General features: G+C 40.3%; 11 protein-coding genes. 10 read left to right on the top strand and 1 reads right to left on the bottom strand.

Going from position 1 to position 18,896, the window contains the following annotated elements; translation table 11 throughout:
* Positions 1 to 343: 343 nt before the first annotated feature.
* The 8 genes from WSC_RS0106990 to WSC_RS0106955 all read left to right on the top strand — a co-directional run bounded on the left by WSC_RS0106990 (position 344) and on the right by WSC_RS0106955 (position 9,598).
* Positions 344 to 1,159: a glucosaminidase domain-containing protein gene (locus WSC_RS0106990; RefSeq protein ID WP_016955203.1), complete on the top strand. Its 816-nt coding sequence runs from the start codon at positions 344 to 346 to the stop codon at positions 1,157 to 1,159.
* Positions 1,160 to 1,352: 193 nt separating this feature from the next.
* Complete coding sequence (gene fusA / locus WSC_RS0106985) at positions 1,353 to 3,440, top strand: elongation factor G (RefSeq protein ID WP_016955202.1); 2,088 nt, start codon at positions 1,353 to 1,355, stop codon at positions 3,438 to 3,440.
* Positions 3,441 to 3,816: 376 nt separating this feature from the next.
* Entirely contained in the window at positions 3,817 to 6,627 is a 2,811-nt protein-coding gene (locus tag WSC_RS0106980) for a monovalent cation/H+ antiporter subunit A (RefSeq protein ID WP_016955201.1), read from the top strand.
* Positions 6,627 to 6,971 (top strand): Na+/H+ antiporter subunit C, encoded by a 345-nt coding sequence (locus tag WSC_RS0106975; RefSeq protein ID WP_016955200.1) that lies wholly within the window; start codon positions 6,627 to 6,629, stop codon positions 6,969 to 6,971. Before WSC_RS0106980 ends, WSC_RS0106975 begins: the two co-directional genes overlap by 1 nt.
* Positions 6,972 to 6,973: 2 nt before the next feature.
* Positions 6,974 to 8,482: a monovalent cation/H+ antiporter subunit D gene (locus tag WSC_RS0106970; RefSeq protein ID WP_016955199.1), complete on the top strand. Its 1,509-nt coding sequence runs from the start codon at positions 6,974 to 6,976 to the stop codon at positions 8,480 to 8,482.
* Complete coding sequence (locus WSC_RS0106965; RefSeq protein ID WP_016955198.1) at positions 8,482 to 9,003, top strand: Na+/H+ antiporter subunit E; 522 nt, start codon at positions 8,482 to 8,484, stop codon at positions 9,001 to 9,003. Before WSC_RS0106970 ends, WSC_RS0106965 begins: the two co-directional genes overlap by 1 nt.
* On the top strand, positions 8,997 to 9,266 hold the full coding sequence (locus WSC_RS0106960; protein ID WP_016955197.1) for a K+/H+ antiporter subunit F: 270 nt from the start codon (positions 8,997 to 8,999) through the stop codon (positions 9,264 to 9,266). The genes WSC_RS0106965 and WSC_RS0106960 overlap by 7 nt, the downstream gene beginning before the upstream one ends.
* A 2-nt stretch (positions 9,267 to 9,268) precedes the next feature.
* Positions 9,269 to 9,598 (top strand): Na+/H+ antiporter subunit G, encoded by a 330-nt coding sequence (locus WSC_RS0106955; RefSeq protein WP_016955196.1) that lies wholly within the window; start codon positions 9,269 to 9,271, stop codon positions 9,596 to 9,598.
* A gap of 4 nt (positions 9,599 to 9,602) precedes the next feature.
* On the opposite strand, the gene gloA2 is transcribed toward WSC_RS0106955, so the two are convergent.
* Positions 9,603 to 9,992, bottom strand: a complete 390-nt coding sequence (gloA2, locus tag WSC_RS0106950) for an SMU1112c/YaeR family gloxylase I-like metalloprotein (RefSeq protein WP_016955195.1) — start codon at positions 9,990 to 9,992, stop codon at positions 9,603 to 9,605.
* A gap of 255 nt (positions 9,993 to 10,247) precedes the next feature.
* Here gloA2 and WSC_RS0106945 point away from each other — a divergent pair, with 255 nt between their 5' ends.
* A complete protein-coding gene (locus WSC_RS0106945; protein WP_337459647.1) occupies positions 10,248 to 11,780 on the top strand; it encodes a hypothetical protein in 1,533 nt (510 codons plus the stop codon).
* Positions 11,781 to 11,806: 26 nt separating this feature from the next.
* Positions 11,807 to 18,896, top strand: a 7,090-nt coding sequence (locus tag WSC_RS22090; RefSeq protein WP_020477107.1) for a putative Ig domain-containing protein, incomplete at its 3' end; no start/stop codon positions are given.

The following is an 18,896-nucleotide window of genomic DNA, read 5'->3' as shown; positions in this document are numbered from 1 at the left end:
TTGGCACCAAGTTAAAAAATCACCGGGGATTTCATCTATAATGTCGGCGGTTTTTATCGCCAGCAAGTTTAGACTGATATCTGAGATGATCTTCAGCATGTTTTGATACAGCTGATTTTCACTTTCTGGTAAGGACATTTTTACAGGGGCGGCTAGCAGTTTTTTCATTTACTTCTTAATAATGCGCAGTGAAAGGGGCGCTGATGATACGGATTCGTTAATTTGGTTCAAGTGGCTTTTTTGGCAAACTGCTATAATTTAGTTTAACTGCACGATAAATAGTCAAACTCATAAGATAAAGTGAAGTTTGTAATTCGGACAAAGGTTAGTTCAGGATATTTTTATGTATAAATTTGATAACGCATTTTTTAATAGTTTAATCGCAGCTATCGTCATTTTGTTGGTCATTGACTATACCACGGGTGTTACCGACAAAAGCAGCGATGTAGATGAGCAAAGTGATTCAGCTTATATCGACCGAGGCAAACAACTTGCCTTACCTGGCAAAAAACCAGATTTTAAGGCTATTCCTGCTGGCAAAGAGCGCAAAAAAGCTTTCTTCAATTATTTTTTACCTATTGTCGAGTTTCGCAATAACCAGTTATTAGCTTTGCGTGATGAGGTTGTTGAGCTTTACGAAAAGCGCACTCAGCTAACGTCTGAGCAAATAGCTCACGTAGAAAGCATTGCCAACGAATATGACATTGAAGGGTTTTCGGTCAGCAATGAACAGAATTGGCAGACGCTGATTCGACGAATTGATGTTGTTCCACCTTCTTTAGCTTTAGCGCAAGCTGCCAACGAGAGTGCGTGGGGCACATCAAGATTTGCGGTGCAAGGCAATAACTTTTTCGGCCAATGGTGTTTTCGTAAAGGCTGTGGTTTAGTGCCACGTGGCAGAGATGAGGGGCAAGTCCATGAAGTAGCCAAATTTAATAGTCCACAGCAGTCGGTTTTTCGTTATATGCATAACTTAAATACCCATGAAGCTTACCGCCAGCTTCGTGGTTTGCGTGAGAAGCTGCGTAATCAACAACAAAGCATTACAGGTATTAAACTAGCGTCTGGTTTGGAGAAATATTCCGAGCGTGGTCATGAATATATAGAAGAACTTAGACAGATGATACGTTTTAACAAATTAGACCGTTTAGATAGTTAAATTTGCCTCAAGCGTATCGCTTTAATCTGGTGGTACGCTTGCTAAACTCGCTCGTTTTCGCAACTTTTCGACATTAAATGTCAAAAAAACAGTTTATTTTTAAATCTAACGCTGTCTTTCTTTTCAATTGCTCGTTTACCTTGTATCCTATCGCGCGTTACATTTCTTGACATATGTTTAATAGAGTATAGCAATGACTGATTTATCCAAATATAGAAATATTGGTATTTTTGCTCACGTAGACGCGGGTAAAACTACTTCAACTGAACGTATTCTTAAGCTTACTGGTAAAATCCACAGAACTGGTGAGGTACATGACGGTGAATCTACTACCGACTTCATGGAACAAGAAGCAGAGCGTGGTATTACAATTCAATCAGCAGCAACAACTTGTTTCTGGAAAGACCACCGCTTAAATGTTATCGACACCCCTGGACACGTTGACTTCACTGTAGAAGTATATCGTTCATTAAAAGTTCTTGATGGTGGTATCGGTGTATTCTGTGGTTCTGGTGGTGTTGAGCCACAATCAGAAACTAACTGGCGCTACGCGAATGACGCAGAAGTATCTCGTTTGATCTTCGTAAACAAATTAGACCGTATGGGTGCTGATTTTTACCGCGTTGTAGAGCAAGTTAAAAAGGTACTTGCTGCTAACCCTTTAATTATGACTTTACCAATTGGTATTGAAGATGACTTTAAAGGTGTTGTTGACGTATTAAACCAAAAAGCATACATCTGGGATGATTCAGGTTTACCTGAAAACTACGAAATTGTAGACATTCCTGAAGATATGGTTGAAAAAGCCGCTGAATATCGCGAAATGTTGATCGAAACTGCGGTTGAACAAGATGACGACTTAATGATGGCTTATATGGACGGTGAAGAGCCTTCTATTGAGCAAATCAAAGAGTGTATCAAAAAAGGTACACACAACTTGTCATTCTTCCCAACTTTCTGTGGTTCTGCATTTAAAAACAAAGGTATTCAATTAGTATTGGATGCAGTTGTTGATTATTTACCTTCTCCAACTGAGGTTGTTCCACAAGACTTAACAGATGAAGAAACTGGTGAACCTACTGGTGAAGTAGCAACAGTTTCTGTTGATGAGCCTTTCCGCGCATTAGCATTCAAAATTATGGATGACAGATTCGGTGCATTAACTTTCGTACGTATTTACTCTGGTAAATTGAACAAAGGTGACACCATTCTTAACTCTGCTACAGGTAAAACTGAGCGTGTTGGCCGTATGGTTGAAATGCATGCGAATGACCGTACTGAGTTAACTTCAGCACAAGCTGGTGACATCATAGCTATCGTTGGTATGAAGAATGTACAAACTGGTCACACTTTATGTGATCCGAAACAACCTTGTACATTAGAGCCTATGATCTTCCCTGAGCCGGTAATTTCTATCGCTGTTGCACCTAAAGATAAAGGTTCAACTGAGAAAATGGGTGTTGCTATCGGTAAATTGGTTGCAGAAGATCCTACTTTCCAAGTTGAAACAGACGAAGATTCAGGTGAAACCATACTTAAAGGTATGGGTGAACTTCACTTAGACATCAAAGTTGATATCTTGAAGCGTACTTATGGTGTTGAATTAAACGTAGGTCAACCTCAAGTTGCTTACCGTGAAACTATTACTCAAGCAATTGAAGATAGCTACACGCATAAGAAACAATCTGGTGGTTCTGGTCAGTTCGGTAAAATTGATTACCGCATCCGTCCTGGTGAGCCAAACTCTGGTTTCTCATTCAAGTCTGTTGTTGTTGGTGGTAACGTTCCTAAAGAATTCTTCCCAGCAATCGAGAAAGGCTTTAAAGAGATGATGAATCACGGTGTTTTAGCTGGATTCCCAACTCTAGACGTTGAAGTTGAGTTATACGATGGTGCTTACCACGCAGTTGACTCATCAGCTATCGCGTTCGAAATCGCTGCAAAAGGCGCTTTCCGTCAATCAATGAAAAAAGCTGGTCCTCAATTACTTGAGCCAATCATGAAAGTTGACGTATTTACCCCAGAAGATCATGTTGGTGACGTAATCGGTGATATCAACCGTCGTCGTGGTATGATCAAAGACCAAGAAGCTGGTGCAACTGGTGTACGTGTTAAAGCTGACGTTCCATTATCAGAAATGTTTGGTTACATAGGTACATTACGTACTATGACATCTGGTCGTGGTCAATTCTCTATGGAATTCTCACACTACGCAGCTTGTCCACAAAACGTAGCTGACGCTGTAATTGCAGCTGAAAAAGAGAAAAAAGCAGCTAAATAATCTATTTGCTGATTAATTCTTTTAAAAGCCTCACTGTTGTAAAATAGTGAGGCTTTTTTGTGCCTATCCAAAGCTCAACTTGGTCAAATCTACTTGGTAAATATGCTGAGTGTCTGACAGGATAACCAGTATTTTTTGTCTGAATGCTGCATGCCCGTATTTAACGCCTTGTTTTTTCTTTTTATTTTTCTTTATATATCATATTGTTAACATGAGTTGTTTCTAGGTAAATATTATTGAGGTTTTTATTTAATCAGAAATGTCGCGAACTAGGTTAAATACGCTGACAAAACGCTTTTTAACTCATGATTAAATCTGGTATCTTAATGTTTTTTGATATACTTATGTCATTGTAATAACTAATGGATTTAACCATATGGCTTTGTTCTGGGTTCCACTAATAACTACAATTGGCAGTTTGATCTCATCACGAGCGGCTAAGTTAAGCCGCAATGAAACTGCTGCAGTAGCCCTAATAGCGCCACTCATTGCGCTGGTTGTTTGTCTTTACCACTCCCCGGCTGTATTTAACGGCGAAACACTTTACGATCATATCCAATGGCTTGATGTACTTGGGGTGCATTTAAGTTTTCGGCTTGATGGCTTGTCCCTTTTATTTGCGCTACTGATTTTAGGTATTGGCTGTTTAGTTATTTTTTATGCGCGTTATTATTTAAGCGCTAAAGATTCCTTGCCTAAACTATATGCGTACTTGCTGCTGTTTATGACTGCTATGTTAGGCATAGTTATGTCTAATAATATGATTCAGTTATGGTTTTTCTGGGAGCTAACCAGTATAAGTTCGTTTTTACTCATTAGTTATTGGTCGGATAAAACTGAAGCGCGTAAAGGCGCATTAATGGCTTTAACAATCACAGGCGCTGGTGGTTTAGCTTTACTGGCGGGTTTGTTAATTCTCGGCAATATAGTCGGCAGCTATCAACTTGATCAAGTTCTTGCTAGTGGTGAACTGATTAAACAAAGTCAGTGGTACGAAGTGACGCTGGTATTAATTTTGTTAGGTGCATTTACTAAATCAGCTCAATTCCCATTCCATTTCTGGTTGCCACATGCCATGGCGGCACCTACACCTGTTAGTGCTTATTTACATTCAGCAACTATGGTTAAAGCTGGCATATTTTTAATGGCGCGTTTCTACCCAGCATTAGCCGGTACTGAAATCTGGTTTATTATTGTCAGCTTAACAGGGTTAACAACCCTGTTATTAGGGGCTTATGTCGCGTTGTTTAAGCATGATTTAAAAGGTTTATTAGCTTATTCAACCATAAGTCATTTAGGTTTAATCACCTTGTTGCTTGGTTTAGATACTGAACTTGCGACTGTTGCTGCTATTTTCCATATTATTAATCATGCAACCTTCAAAGCGTCATTGTTTATGGCAACCGGTATTATTGACCATGAAACTGGCACTCGGGATATGCGCAAGCTTAACGGTATGTGGAAATTTATGCCGTTTACCGCCACTTTAGCTATGGTTTCAGCAGCTGCTATGGCAGGCGTACCTTTGCTCAACGGCTTTTTGTCGAAGGAAATGTTTTTTGCTGAGACCCTGCATGCGCAATTATTAGGTTCAATGTCGTGGTTAATACCTGTATTAGCAACACTTGCTGGTGCATTTTCCGTTGCTTATTCTGCTCGTTTTATTCACGATGTATTTTTTAACGGTGAGCCAATTGATTTACCGAAACAACCACATGAAGCGCCGCGTTACATGCGCGTGCCGATTGAAGTGTTAGTTGCTATCTGTTTATTGGTGGGCATGTTCCCCAACCTGATTGTTGATGAAATATTAGATGCAGCTTCAAGCGCTGTGTTAACCACAAGTACCCCTGTATTTGAAATCGCACTGTGGCATGGTTTTAATTTACCTCTATTAATGAGTGCATTGGCGGTTACTGGTGGTGTGTTAATTTATACATTGCGAAAGCACCTATTCCAATTTCAAGCGACTTTACCTTCTTTAGAAGGTCGTTATATTTTTGAGCAGGGACTAGAATTTATCCTAGCTTGGTGTCAAAAACGCATTGCTCAGTTTGAAAATGGCTCACTGCAACGTTATACGATTGTACTTATCGCTGTTGTGTTATTTTTCGCAGGTGCGCCTCTGTTTGATATGCAAAAACTCGTCGGAGAAAGTGAACCACACCCAATTGATATGTTTAATGCAGTGGGGACTGGCTTGTTGATTGCAGGGGCACTTGCAACTGTTATTTGGCACCGTCAGCGTATGATTTCCCTAATCATGATTTCTATTGTTGGCTTGATGGTTTCGGTTGCATTTACCCGGTTTTCAGCGCCAGATTTAGCACTCACACAGCTGAGTGTGGAAGTCGTCACAGTGGTATTGTTGATGCTTGCGTTGTTCTTCTTACCACAAAAAACCCCGAAAGAGTCTACTTCAATCCGAGTTTTACGCGATTTACTTATCGCGACAGGCTGTGGTGTAGTTGTTGGTAGCATTTGTTATGCATTGGTTACCCGTCCACTTGACTCTATTTCGCAATTTTTTGTTGCCAACGCTAAAACCGGTGGGGGTGGCACTAATGTGGTTAACGTGATTTTGGTTGATTTTAGGGGCTTTGATACTTTAGGCGAAATTACTGTATTAGGTATTGCAGCGCTTGGCATATATAAGTTACTCAATAACCTACCGTTATTTATGCCTTCTACCGACAGCGAGGGACGTAAATGGGCGCGTGAAAAATATCCATTGTTACTTGCCACTATATCTCAAACGCTATTACCGTTGGCCTTGTTAGTTTCGGCCTTTATATTTATTCGTGGCCACAATTTGCCAGGTGGGGGATTTATTGCGGGCTTAGTGACAGCAACAGCAATTATTTTGCAATATATTGCTCATGGTTCGAATTGGATCAGCGAGCGGCTGTTTTTCAATTACCGTAAAATTATTGCCACAGGGGTAATGATTGCCTTTATTTGTGGTGTTGGCAGTTTAGTGTTTGACAAGCCATTTTTAACCAGTTGGTTTGATTATTTTGATATTCCACTAGTTGGCAAAACAGAGTTAGCGAGCGCAATGATTTTTGATCTAGGTGTATATATAACAGTGGTCGGCGCAACCATGATGATCTTAGCTAGTTTAGGTAAATTGACTGCGAATGATGAGCCTAAGGCAAATACTAAATCAATAGGAGCCAATAAATAATGGAGTTGTTATATTCTGTTTGTGTGGGGGTTTTAGTTAGCTGTGGAGTATTTCTAATTCTGCGAGCGCGTAGTTTCCCTATTGTTTTAGGTTTGACCATGTTGTCTTATGCGGTGAATTTGTTTTTATTTGCATCGGGGCGACTAACCATTAATAAAGCGGCAATTCTAAGCGCGAATGACCAATATGCCGATCCGTTGCCGCAAGCTTTGGTCTTAACTGCCATTGTTATCGGTTTTGCCATGACGGCGTTTTCGGTCATTTTATCGATCAGAGCGCGTGCGGATTTAGGCAATGATTATGTGAATCAGCAAACAAATAATAAAATTGGAGTTAAAAAATAGCCATGCAGCATATTGTCGCTTTTCCGATTTTATTCCCGCTATTCAGTGCGTTGCTTTTACTTTTACCGCCTTGTGGAAAAAACATCAAAGTAAGAAGAATTGCTTCTGTAAGCTTTTCTATTATCGCGTTGGCTATTAATCTGAGTTTACTTGTACAGGTTTGTAACCTCGGAACCCTGACTTACGCGATTGGCAACTGGCAAGCACCGTTTGGTATTGTGCTGCATGCAGATTTGTTTGCAGTAACTCTCACGAGTTTAGCTGCGTTTTTAACTTTATGCTGTGTGTTGTTTAGCTGTGCTGGTGATGACGCTCGCGGTAGTTTTTTCCACCCTTTGGTACAATTTTTATTAATGGGCGTGAGTGGTGCATTTTTAACAGGCGATTTGTTTAATCTATTTGTATTTTTTGAAGTGTTACTGATTGCTTCATACTCATTATTGATGCATGCCGCGGATAAACACAACACCCGAGGTGCGCTGCACTATGTCATTCTTAACCTAGTAGGCTCCGCAGTATTCTTGATTGCTCTCGGAACCATTTATGGGGTTATTGGTAGTCTAAATATACAAGATGTCGCCGTTCGTATTACTCAATTGGCTGATGATGACATTTATCTAGCTATGATAGGTGGCTCTTTGTTGCTGATTGTATTTGCGTTAAAAGCAGCGCTTTTGCCGTTACATATGTGGCTACCCAATACGTATTCAAACGCTATGCCTGTTGTTGCTGCGCTGTTTGCCATAATGACTAAAGTTGGGATTTATTCAATTATCCGCGTTTATAATTCTATATTTAGTGCCGACAGTGGTCCGTTGGGTGCAATGGGGCAGAATATTTTATGGTATGCAGCACTCGCAACTATAGTTGTGGGGACCATGGGCGTACTCGCAAGTAAAGATATGCGTAAACTCGTTGCTAACTTAATTGTGGTTTCAGCCGGTACCCTGATCGCACTTGCGAGCATGCAACAAATGCAAGCAACAGCTGCTGCTATCTACTATTTGATTCATTCCACTTTAGTTTGTGCTGCGCTGTTTTTATGTGTTGATTTAATCGCTAGTCAACGCGGCAAAGTAGCAGATCGCATTACCACTGGCCGACCAGTCAAACAAGGGCTATTGATAGGTTTAGTATTTTTTGTTTCTGCGCTCGCGGTTGTTGGTATGCCGCCTCTTTCCGGTTTTATCGGTAAGATTTGGATTCTAAAAGCAACATACCAACAAGGCGAATATGCTCTATTCTGGCCGGTATATTTGGTGTCTAGCTTATTATTATTGGTTGGGGTTACACGTGCAGGCAGTATAGTCTTTTGGCAAAATACGCCAACGGATGCAGACAAAATGGATGTTAAACCAGCGCACCGAGCGAAAATTTATGCCGTTTATATTTTAGCGGCTGTATCACCGCTTATGGTTATATTTGCCAAACCTATTAGCGATTTTTGTTTGCAAGCTGCAATGCAAATTCATCCAGTGACAACAGTTGCTCCGCTGACAGGGGGACTTTAATGAATCGTTTTTTTCCGGCACCAGCGACCAGTATTTTATTGTTGATAGTCTGGTTATTGTTAAATAACAGTATTTCTTTTGGTCAGGTTTTACTTGGAGCGTTTTTTGCGCTAGTGATACCTATTATTACTCGGCCATTTACCGACGAACATCCTAGAGTTAAACGGCCATTATTGGCGCTAAAACAATTGTTAGTTGTGTTGTACGATATTATTACAGCGAACATTCAGGTGGCTATTTTAATTGTCGGCCCCAATAAAAAATTACGGCCCGCGTTTGTTAAAGTACCACTCGATATGACGGATGCTCTACCTATCACTTTACTTGCGAGTACAGTGTCATTAACACCAGGCACAGTGAGTGCTGAGGTGTATCCTATCAGCGAAGAACACGATGATTGGGATAACCGGGAGCAAAAATATTTACTGATTCATGTATTGGACTTGCATGATGAAACTAAACTTATTGAGCAAATTAAAAGCCGCTATGAAGCACCACTGAAGGAGATTTTCCAATGTTAGGCACAGTGATTATTCTGGTATTTGCCATGCTTGGGGTGGCCTTGCTACTGAACATTTGGCGGCTCTTAAAGGGCCCGTCGGTACCAGACCGTATCTTGGCACTAGATACTATGTACATTAATAGTATAGCCATTATCGTTTTGTACGGTATGCATAATGACACAGGTTTATATTTTGAAGCAGCATTGTTGATTGCTATGTTAGGTTTTGTCAGTACAGTTGCTTTGTGTAAATACTTACTTAGAGGCGATTTAATCGAATAATTATGATTTATGAATGGATAGTCTCAATATTGTTATTGTTGGGTGGAACATTAATATTAATTGGCTCAGTTGGTTTGGTGAAAATGCCAGACTTTTTTATGCGCTTGCATGGGCCAACCAAAGCAACTACTCTTGGTATGGCTTGTTTGTTAATTGCTGCTATGATTTATTTTTCAGCGACTCATACCGACTATAGTTTTAAAGAAATACTTATTTCAATTTTTTTGCTGATCACAGCACCAATAAGTGGTTATATACTGATTAAATCGGCTATTCACCACAAGCTTAACCCAAGGGAAGATACCCAAGGGTTAGATAAAATTGAAAAGTAGGATATTAATTCTGATATAGCTCTAATGGCAATCCGTCAGGGTCTTGAAAAAAGGTAAAGGCCTTGCCGGTTAGCTCATCTATCCGAACCTCTTCCACTGCTATACCTTGTTGCTCCAGCCATGATTTTGCTGCAGCGACATCATCTACTTTAAAAGCCAAATGACGCAAGCCTTGTGCTTCAGGGCGAGAAGGACGCTCCGGTGGATTCGGGAATGAAAACAGCTCTATTTGGCAGTGGTTGTCTACAGCCAAATCTAATTTGTACGAATCGCGTTCAGCCCTGTATGTTTCTGCGATAACATCAAAACCTAAGATTTGTGTATAAAAGGCTTTCGATTCTTGATAGTCAGAGCAAATAATCGCGATGTGGTGAATTTGTTTTATGTTTAACATGACAAAATATAATTATTTACAGATGCGCTATTTTGGCAACTGCTTTACCTGAAGGCAATGGCTATAAGTATAGAGTCAGCATATAGCTTAAACAAATTTAAATTAAAGTAATTATCCTATTTGCCGATAACAATCTTTGTTTGACGAAAAACTTTGTGAGCTATCCAAACAAAGATATTTGCGCAAAAAATTGATTTACACATATACTCAGGCACTGATAGTTCAATTAAATATATAAACGACGGAATAATAAAATTGTACAGGCATACTTTGTTTTGGCGTAAGCGACTCAGTTCAGGTAACACATGTGTACTTTTAATATTAAGTTGTTTATGTCTAGCTAAGGGGAGTTTTGCGCAAGAGCCAGAGCAACAATCTATATATTTGTCCGTTGGGGTTGGCTTGAGCGAAACTCAAATTACGGATTCTGAACTCAGTAGCGCCTATCAGAATGTAACTCTAGATACCTTATCTGTAGATAAAAAAGGTACAAGTTATCAGCTAGCTTTAGGCTATCAATTTCATCCAAACTTTGCTTTTGAATTGGCCTATCAAGATCTAGGTAAACGTGAATTATCATTTACAGGTTTAACTGATGATCTAGATGCCTTTCATCAGAAAGTTAATCCTGTTTATGTTGATACCGGTCGAGGTACTTTAGCGTCATTTGTCGCGCAATATCCTATATTTAAGCGTACTTTTGTGTCAGCTAAATTAGGACTATTCGATTGGAAACATCAGTTTAGCTTGACCAACTCCACCAGTCAGACTTTATCCGTTGAACAAGCTGGAACCGACTTACATTATGCGTTGGAGCTATCGCATCAATTAGGCGATTCAGCTGTTTTGTACACACAAATCGGTCAGTTTCAGTTACCAAGGCATTCTATAACCAATTTATCAATTGGTTTTAAATATCAATTTAATGTTAATTCGCTGTGGCATTACCCGATAACCCATCGAACCTCACCGCCAATTGATCCCGTTTCTGTAAAAGAAATACCAACCAAAGAAACTGTAGAACCTACTGCAATACCACCACAAAAAAATCAGGCTAATTCATTGGTAAAGCCGAGTAATTACACGACCATAAAAGCCCCTGTTAGTACGCAACAGTCAATCCACAATTCTCCAGTTGTTAAATCTGAGCAGCTCGAATTTCCGGATCTCAAGTTTAGCTATTTAGCAAACGCTTATTTATTAAATACGGATAAAAAGAACAAGTTAAATGAGCTAGGTGATTATTTATTAAGTCATCAACAAGCCCATGTTGATATTTGTATTTTGCAAAGTGATAAAGATAGTCAGGCGTTAAAACATAGAGCTGGATATTGGCGAGCGTTTAAAGTCAGCGAATATTTAGTTGGGCTCAGTCTTTCACGTCATAGAATTAATGTATGTAGTACCCCGGCAGAAATTCTGTCTACAGAAGCGGGCTTACGTATTTCAGTAACACACCAGCCAGTCCTTGAGCAGCCGTTATTTATTAGTGAAATTAGCTTCAAAGCTTATTCCGATTGGTTGTCTGGATTAGGTAAACAAAAACTCGCAAAAGAAGCTGATGATTCCATTAAGCATGTTTTTTTCGAATCAACTATTGTTAACCGTGGCTCTTTAATTGGCGCTATTGAATTGGCGGTAAAGCGTGTTGAAGTGACAGCTGCTTATTTTAGGCAAGTCTACCCAGATGTAAAAGTCAGTTTTAATTATCAAGTCGTAACCAAAGATGAAGTCGAAGATTTTGGGCTAACAAGCATAGAATCAGTCAAGCTTTATAAGCTGATATAACTGGATTCAAGTTAAGAAGAAGAACAATGATTCAAACTACACTGTTTAATAGAGCCATAAAAATCACAGCTGTATGCTTGTGTCTGTTGCATTATGGTGCCTATGCCGCGTCTGCTGGATTACCGCTAGCTGAGGATTTTACCGATACCAGTTTAATGGATTCAGCTTCGACCACGTTAGAGTGGTCTAGTGGTGAATTAAAACTACATGATTTAGTGACTAAACGCGTGTCTTTCCCCAACTCAGCAACCGCTGGCGAGCAAATAGGCTCAGAGTCAGATTGGACACCTGGCGTTGCTTATGGCGATGTTGATAATGACGGAGACCTAGATTTAATTTTTGCCAATGCTGGTCAAGCTAATCAGCTGTACTTGAATGATGGAAAAGGAAATTTTAGCGGCTCGGCTATCCAAATTGCAACAGACAGTTTAAATAGCAGGTCTTTGGTACTGGCTGATTTTGATAAGGATGGTGATTTAGACTTGGCGATAGCCAATTACGAACAAACAAATAAAATATACTTTAATGATGGTAATGGAAACTTTGATGCTGTCGGTACCGTGTTAGGGGCGCATAGCCCACCTATCGTTTATGGTGATTATGCAAGCATGAAAATGATTGCTGCAGATATTGATAACGATGGTGATCAAGACTTACTAGTTGCAAATAATGGATTGACTGGCAATTATGGTGAACCAAACAGGGTGTTTTTTAATGACGGTTCAGGCAACTTTTCTTCGGTTGCAACCATAGGTACGCACTCTGACAATTCTACTGATATTAACCTTGCCGATGTCGATAACGATGGTGATTTAGATGCAATCATCGCCAATTATTCACTAAGCGGCGCAGACAAAGTTTATTACAACGACGGTACTGGAAGCTTTCCCAGTAATGCTGCTTTAACCAATTCGACAAATGATACCTATGGGTATGCGGTCGGAGATATAGATAATGATGGCGATGTAGATTTAATCAGTGCATCTGTGGGGACAAATAACATTTATCTAAATGATGGTGCGGGAAACTTTACCTTATCAACTAGTTTATCAAGTGACAGCCTGAGTACATACGCGATTAGCTTGTTTGATATAGACAATGATGCAGATTTGGATGCGGTAGTTGCTAATTATCAACAGAGCATTTTTTATTACCTAAATGACGGTGTAGGCAGTTTCGCTGATGGTGTGCAAATTAGTAGTGATGCTAAGGCAACCAGAACTTTATTGGCGATAGATATAGATACTGATGGCGATACCGACTTAATTGCGGCGAATACGAATGGACATGCTAATGCGTTATATCGTAATCAAAGTGCTGGCAGCTGGCCTGCGAACGGAACTGAATTAGATTCATCTGCAGCTGTTATTGCTGCCGCGATCACGGATATTGATGGAGACTTTTTTCCTGATGTTGTAGTAAGCCAGCAGGCAAACGGTATCAGTTATTATTTAAACTATGGTAGCGGTGATATGTCGACCGCGACGCAAGTTGATAATTTAGAACCGACTTCATTAACGGTTGCAGATATAAACCACGATGGTCACAAAGATATACTTGCAGCAGTTGATGGTGGTAGCAATTTTTATTATTTAAATTCGGGCTCTGGCAGTTTCAATACTGGCCAGGCTATCAGCTCAGATTTAGCTGCAACCCAGAAAATTTTGGTTTTGGATATAGACTTTGATGGTTTAAATGACCTAATCACAATTGAAAGCGGTTCGACGAATAAAGTCTATTTTAATCTTGGTTCGGCCAATTTTAATAATGCCGAGGAAATTTCTAGCGATGCACAGAATTCGCGTGACGCGGTTCTGGTTGATTTAGATGGCGATGGGCTTAAAGACTTAGTTGTAGTTAATTACACTGACGTTGCCATGGTCTATTTTAATACAGGACTCGGTGCATTTGATTCTACAGGTACTAGCTTTTCTAGCTCAATTAATGCTGTTGCTGTGGATTATGGTGACTTGGATGGTGATGGTGATTTTGATTTAGTTATTGCCATTGAATCGGGCGAAAACTATGTTTATGTAAATGATGGGACGGGGCAACTAACCGAATTTAGTAATGCGTTTGGTAGTGCGACTGATTCAAGCAATGATATCAAGTTGGTTGATATTGATAATGATGGCGATTTAGATGCAATAATTGCCAAAGATTCGCAAAATTTAATTTTTTATAACGATGGTTCAGCTAATTTTGCGACAGAAACATATTTGAATTCAGATGTTGATGTCTCGAATGAATTAGCTTTTGCTGATTTTGATGGCAATGGCAGCTTAGATATTTTTGTTGCTCAGTCATCGATAAATAGTCAAATTCTATTTAATAATCATCCCGGCCTTTTTAGCGCGGATACAGGTACAGCTATATCTGCTGATACAGATAATTCAGTTGGTGGGCGGGTCGCTGATTTTAATGGTGATGGCTGGCCAGATTTGCTCGTAGCAAATTATACAGCAGCGATGAAATTGTATCTCAATGATAGTTTTGGCAATTTATCCTCGGTTGCAACTGAGATTGGTGTTAGTACAGAGACCCCGCTAGTTGTTTACATTGCAGATATGGACAATGATGGTGATATAGATATTGTCACAGGCAACTATGATTTAACAAAAAAAATCTACTTAAATGATGGTGCGGCAAACTTTTCCGTCGCTAATGTTGGTGATGAAGTAGATCGTACTTGGGATTTAAAGTTAGTTGATGTCGACTCAGATGGGTATTTAGATGTTGTTTCTTCATCCGCCGTTAGACGTTTATATCTCAACAACGGTGATGGAACTTTTCCAACTACAGGCACAAGTATAGCATCTGAAGCATTTGATTCGCCGATAGTTGTTGAAGACATTAATAAAGATGGAAATCTTGATTTTGTCGTTGTTGATAGCGAACCTTATTATTATTTAGGCAATGGTGATGGCACTTTTGCTTCAGCAGTAACATTTGGTCAAACTAACGACTCAGCAGCTTATTTAGCATCGGGGGATTTTAATAAAGATGGATATATTGATCTGGTTATTGCATATGGAACGCCATACTCAGGCAATTCGATAAACTTATTGTATTTAAATGATGCAACGGGAAGCTTCACCAATCCAGCCGTGCAGCTTGGCGATTGGGATTTAGAAACTCGTGATATTGAGGTTGTAGATCTGGATGCAGATGGTGATCTAGATTTATTTTTCACTAATTATGGTTCGTCTTACATAGTTCATTTAAATGACGGGTCTGGAAATTTTGATCCAGGTAGAGCTATCGAACCAGCAGGATTTGGTGCTGAAGCTTCAGTTATCGCTGATATAGATTTAAATGGTTCGTTGGAATTTATTGAGTTAGTTTGGGCTGGTGAAAACTTAGTTAACAGCATTAGCAACTACGCTACTAGCGAGAATATCGCAACTTCAATTCAAGTGAACTCAACGATAACTGAAATTCCTCAAGCCTTGTTAACTGCAAGCTTTACGTCAGTTGATCACATCGAGGTTGTTTTCTATTTGTCGAATAATGGTGGAAGCAATTGGTATCCAGTTGAAAATGGCGTTCCACTATCTTTTGCCAATGGCTCCGCTGGTGATCTGCGCTGGAAAGTTGAATACTTAAGTAGAAGTGCCGCGGCGACACCTGTAATTACTAACCTTGTTGTCGAGTTTGTAAATAGCTTACCTGAAGTTACTTCGGTTGAAATAACAGATGTAAATGAAGATGATGCATATAGTTATACGCTAACCGCAACTGATGTTGATAGCGGCGACACATTATCATTTTCAGCTAGCCTTTTACCGAGTTGGTTAACTTTTGATACCAACTCGGGGGTATTGTCAGGTACACCAACTAATGACAATGTTGGCGATCACCTGGTTGTATTAGATGTTTTTGATGGCACGGATATACAGCAACAAAGTTTTACTATCACAGTATCCAACACTAATGATGCACCAGTCATTACTTCTACAGCAGTGACAACAGCGAATGAAGATCAAGCTTATAGTTATACCTTCACTGCAACTGATGTGGATAGTTCAGATAGTTTAACTTTATCCGCGCCAACTTTGCCAACATGGTTGAGTTTTGATACAAGCACAGGTGTACTTAGTGGCACAGCAAGTAACGATGAAGTGGGTGCACATTCAGTCGTATTAGCAGTAACCGACGGTACAGAAACACTTCAACAAAGTTTCACTATTACGGTGGCCAACACCAATGATGCACCAGTCATTACTTCCACCGCAGTGACCACTGCCACGGAAGATCAAGTTTATAGTTATACCTTTAGCGCAACAGATGTGGATAGCTCGGATACTTTAACTTTATCCGCGCCAACTTTGCCGACTTGGTTAAACTTTGATGCAAGCTCTGGGATATTATCTGGCACAGCAAGCAATGATGAAGTCGGTTCACATTCTGTGGTATTAGCAGTCACTGATGGCACAGAAAGCTTGCAACAAAGCTTTACTATTACAGTGGCTAATACTAATGATGCACCAGTCATTACATCAATAGCAGTGACCACTGCTAATGAAGATCAAGCTTATAGTTATACCTTCACTGCAAGCGATGTGGATAGTTCAGATACTTTAACTTTATCCGCACCAACATTGCCAACATGGTTAAGTTTTGATGCTAGCACTGGCGCACTCAGTGGCACCGCGACTAACGATGAAGTCGGCTCACATGCAGTGGTATTAGCTGTCACCGACGGCACTGAAACACTGCAACAAAGTTTTATTATCACAGTTGCCAACACCAATGATGCACCTGTGATTACTTCCACAGCAGTGACCACAGCGAATGAAGATCAAGCTTATAGTTATACCTTCAGCGCAACTGATGTGGATAGTTCAGATAGTCTAACTTTATCCGCACCAACTTTGCCAACATGGTTAAGTTTTGATGCAAGCACAGGTGTGCTCAGTGGCACCGCAACCAACGATGAAGTAGGTTCACACTCAGTAGTATTAGCAGTAACAGACGGCACAGAAAGCTTGCAACAAAGCTTCAGTATTACAGTTGCCAACACCAATGATGCACCTGTCATTACTTCTACAGCAGTGACCACTGCTACTGAAGATCAAGTTTATAGTTATACCTTCAGTGCAACTGATGTGGATAACTCGGATACTTTAATTTTATCTGCGCCAACTTTGCCAACTTGGTTAAGTTTTGATGCCAGCACTGGCGCACTCAGTGGCACAGCAAGCAATGATGAAGTAGGTTCACATTCAGTGGTATTAGCTGTCACCGACGGTACAGAAACACTGCAACAAAGTTTTACTATTACAGTTGCCAACACCAATGATGCACCAGTCATTACTTCTACCGCTGTGACCACAGCGAATGAAGATCAAGTTTATAGTTATACCTTCAGCGCAAGCGATGTGGATAGCACGGACACTTTAACTTTATCCGCACCAACTTTGCCAACATGGTTAAGTTTTGATACAAGCACAGGCGTACTTAGTGGTACAGCAAGCAACGATGAAGTGGGTTCACATTCTGTGGTATTAGCTGTAACCGACGGCACAGAAACGCTGCAACAAAGTTTTATTATCACAGTTGCCAACAGCAATGATGCACCAGTCATTACTTCTACAGCAGTGACCACAGCGAATGAAGATCAAGTTTATAGTTATACTTTCAGCGCAACTGATGTGGATAGTTCAGATACTTTAACTTTATCCGCACCAACCTCACCAACATGGCTGAGTTTTGATGCCAACTCTGGAATATTGTCTGGCACAGCAAGTAACGATGAAGTGGGTTCGCACTCAGTAGTATTAGCAGTAACCGACGGTACTGAAACTTTGCAACAAAGTTTTACTATTACAGTGGCTAATACAAATGATGTACCAGTCATTACTTCCACCGCAGTGACTACGGCTACTGAAGATCAAGCTTATAGCTATACCTTCAGCGCAACTGATGTGGATAGTTCAGATACTTTAACTTTATCCGCACCAACCTTACCAACATGGCTGAGTTTTGATGCCAACTCTGGAATATTGTCTGGCACAGCAAGTAACGATGAAGTGGGTTCACATTCAGTGGTATTAGCTGTCACAGACGGTACAGAAACTTTGCAACAAAGTTTTATTATCACAGTTGCCAACACCAATGATGCACCTGTGATTACTTCTACTGCAGTGACCACAGCCACTGAAGATCAAGCTTATAGTTATACCTTCAGTGCAACTGATGTGGATAATTCAGATACTTTAACTTTATCCGCACCAACTTTGCCAGCTTGGTTAAGTTTTGATGCTAACTCTGGGATATTGTCTGGTACAGCAAGTAACGATGAAGTGGGTTCACATTCTGTGGTATTAGCAGTCTCAGACGGTACAGAAACACTGCAACAAAGTTTTACAATCACAGTATCCAACACTAATGATGCACCAGTGATTACTTCCACCGCAGTGACCACTGCCAATGAAGATCAAGTTTATAGTTATACCTTCTCCGCAAGCGATGTGGATAGCTCGGATACTTTAATTTTATCTGCACCAACACTACCTACATGGCTGAGTTTTGATGCCAACTCTGGGATATTATCTGGCACAGCAAGCAACGATGAAGTGGGTTCACATTCAGTAGTATTAGCAGCCTCAGACGGCACTGAAACGCTGCAACAAAGTTTTACTATCACAGTATCCAACACCAATGATGCACCTGTCATTACCTCTACTGCAGTGACCACAGCGAATGAAGATCAAGTTTATAGTTATACCTTTAGCGCAAGCGATGTGGATAGCTCGGATACTTTAACTTTATCTGCGCCAACTTTGCCAACATGGTTAAGTTTTGATGCAAGCACAGGTGTGCTCAGTGGCACCGCAAGCAACGATGAAGTCGGTTCACATTCAGTGGTATTAGCTGTCACCGACGGCACGGAAACGCTGCAACAAAGTTTTACTATTACAGTATCCAATACCAATGATGCGCCTGTCATTACTTCTACAGCAGTGACCACAGCCACGGAAGATCAAGTTTATAGTTATACCTTCAGCGCAAACGATGTGGATAGCTCGGATACTTTAACTTTATCCGCACCAACTTTGCCAACATGGCTGAATTTTGATGCAAGCACAGGTGTACTTAGTGGTACAGCAAGCA

This window comes from Catenovulum agarivorans YM01 (genome assembly GCF_000281085.1).
Lineage (GTDB): Bacteria > Pseudomonadota > Gammaproteobacteria > Enterobacterales > Alteromonadaceae > Catenovulum > Catenovulum agarivorans.
The sequence above is the reverse complement of the archived record's forward strand: the minus strand, read 5'-3'. Positions and strand labels throughout refer to the sequence as shown.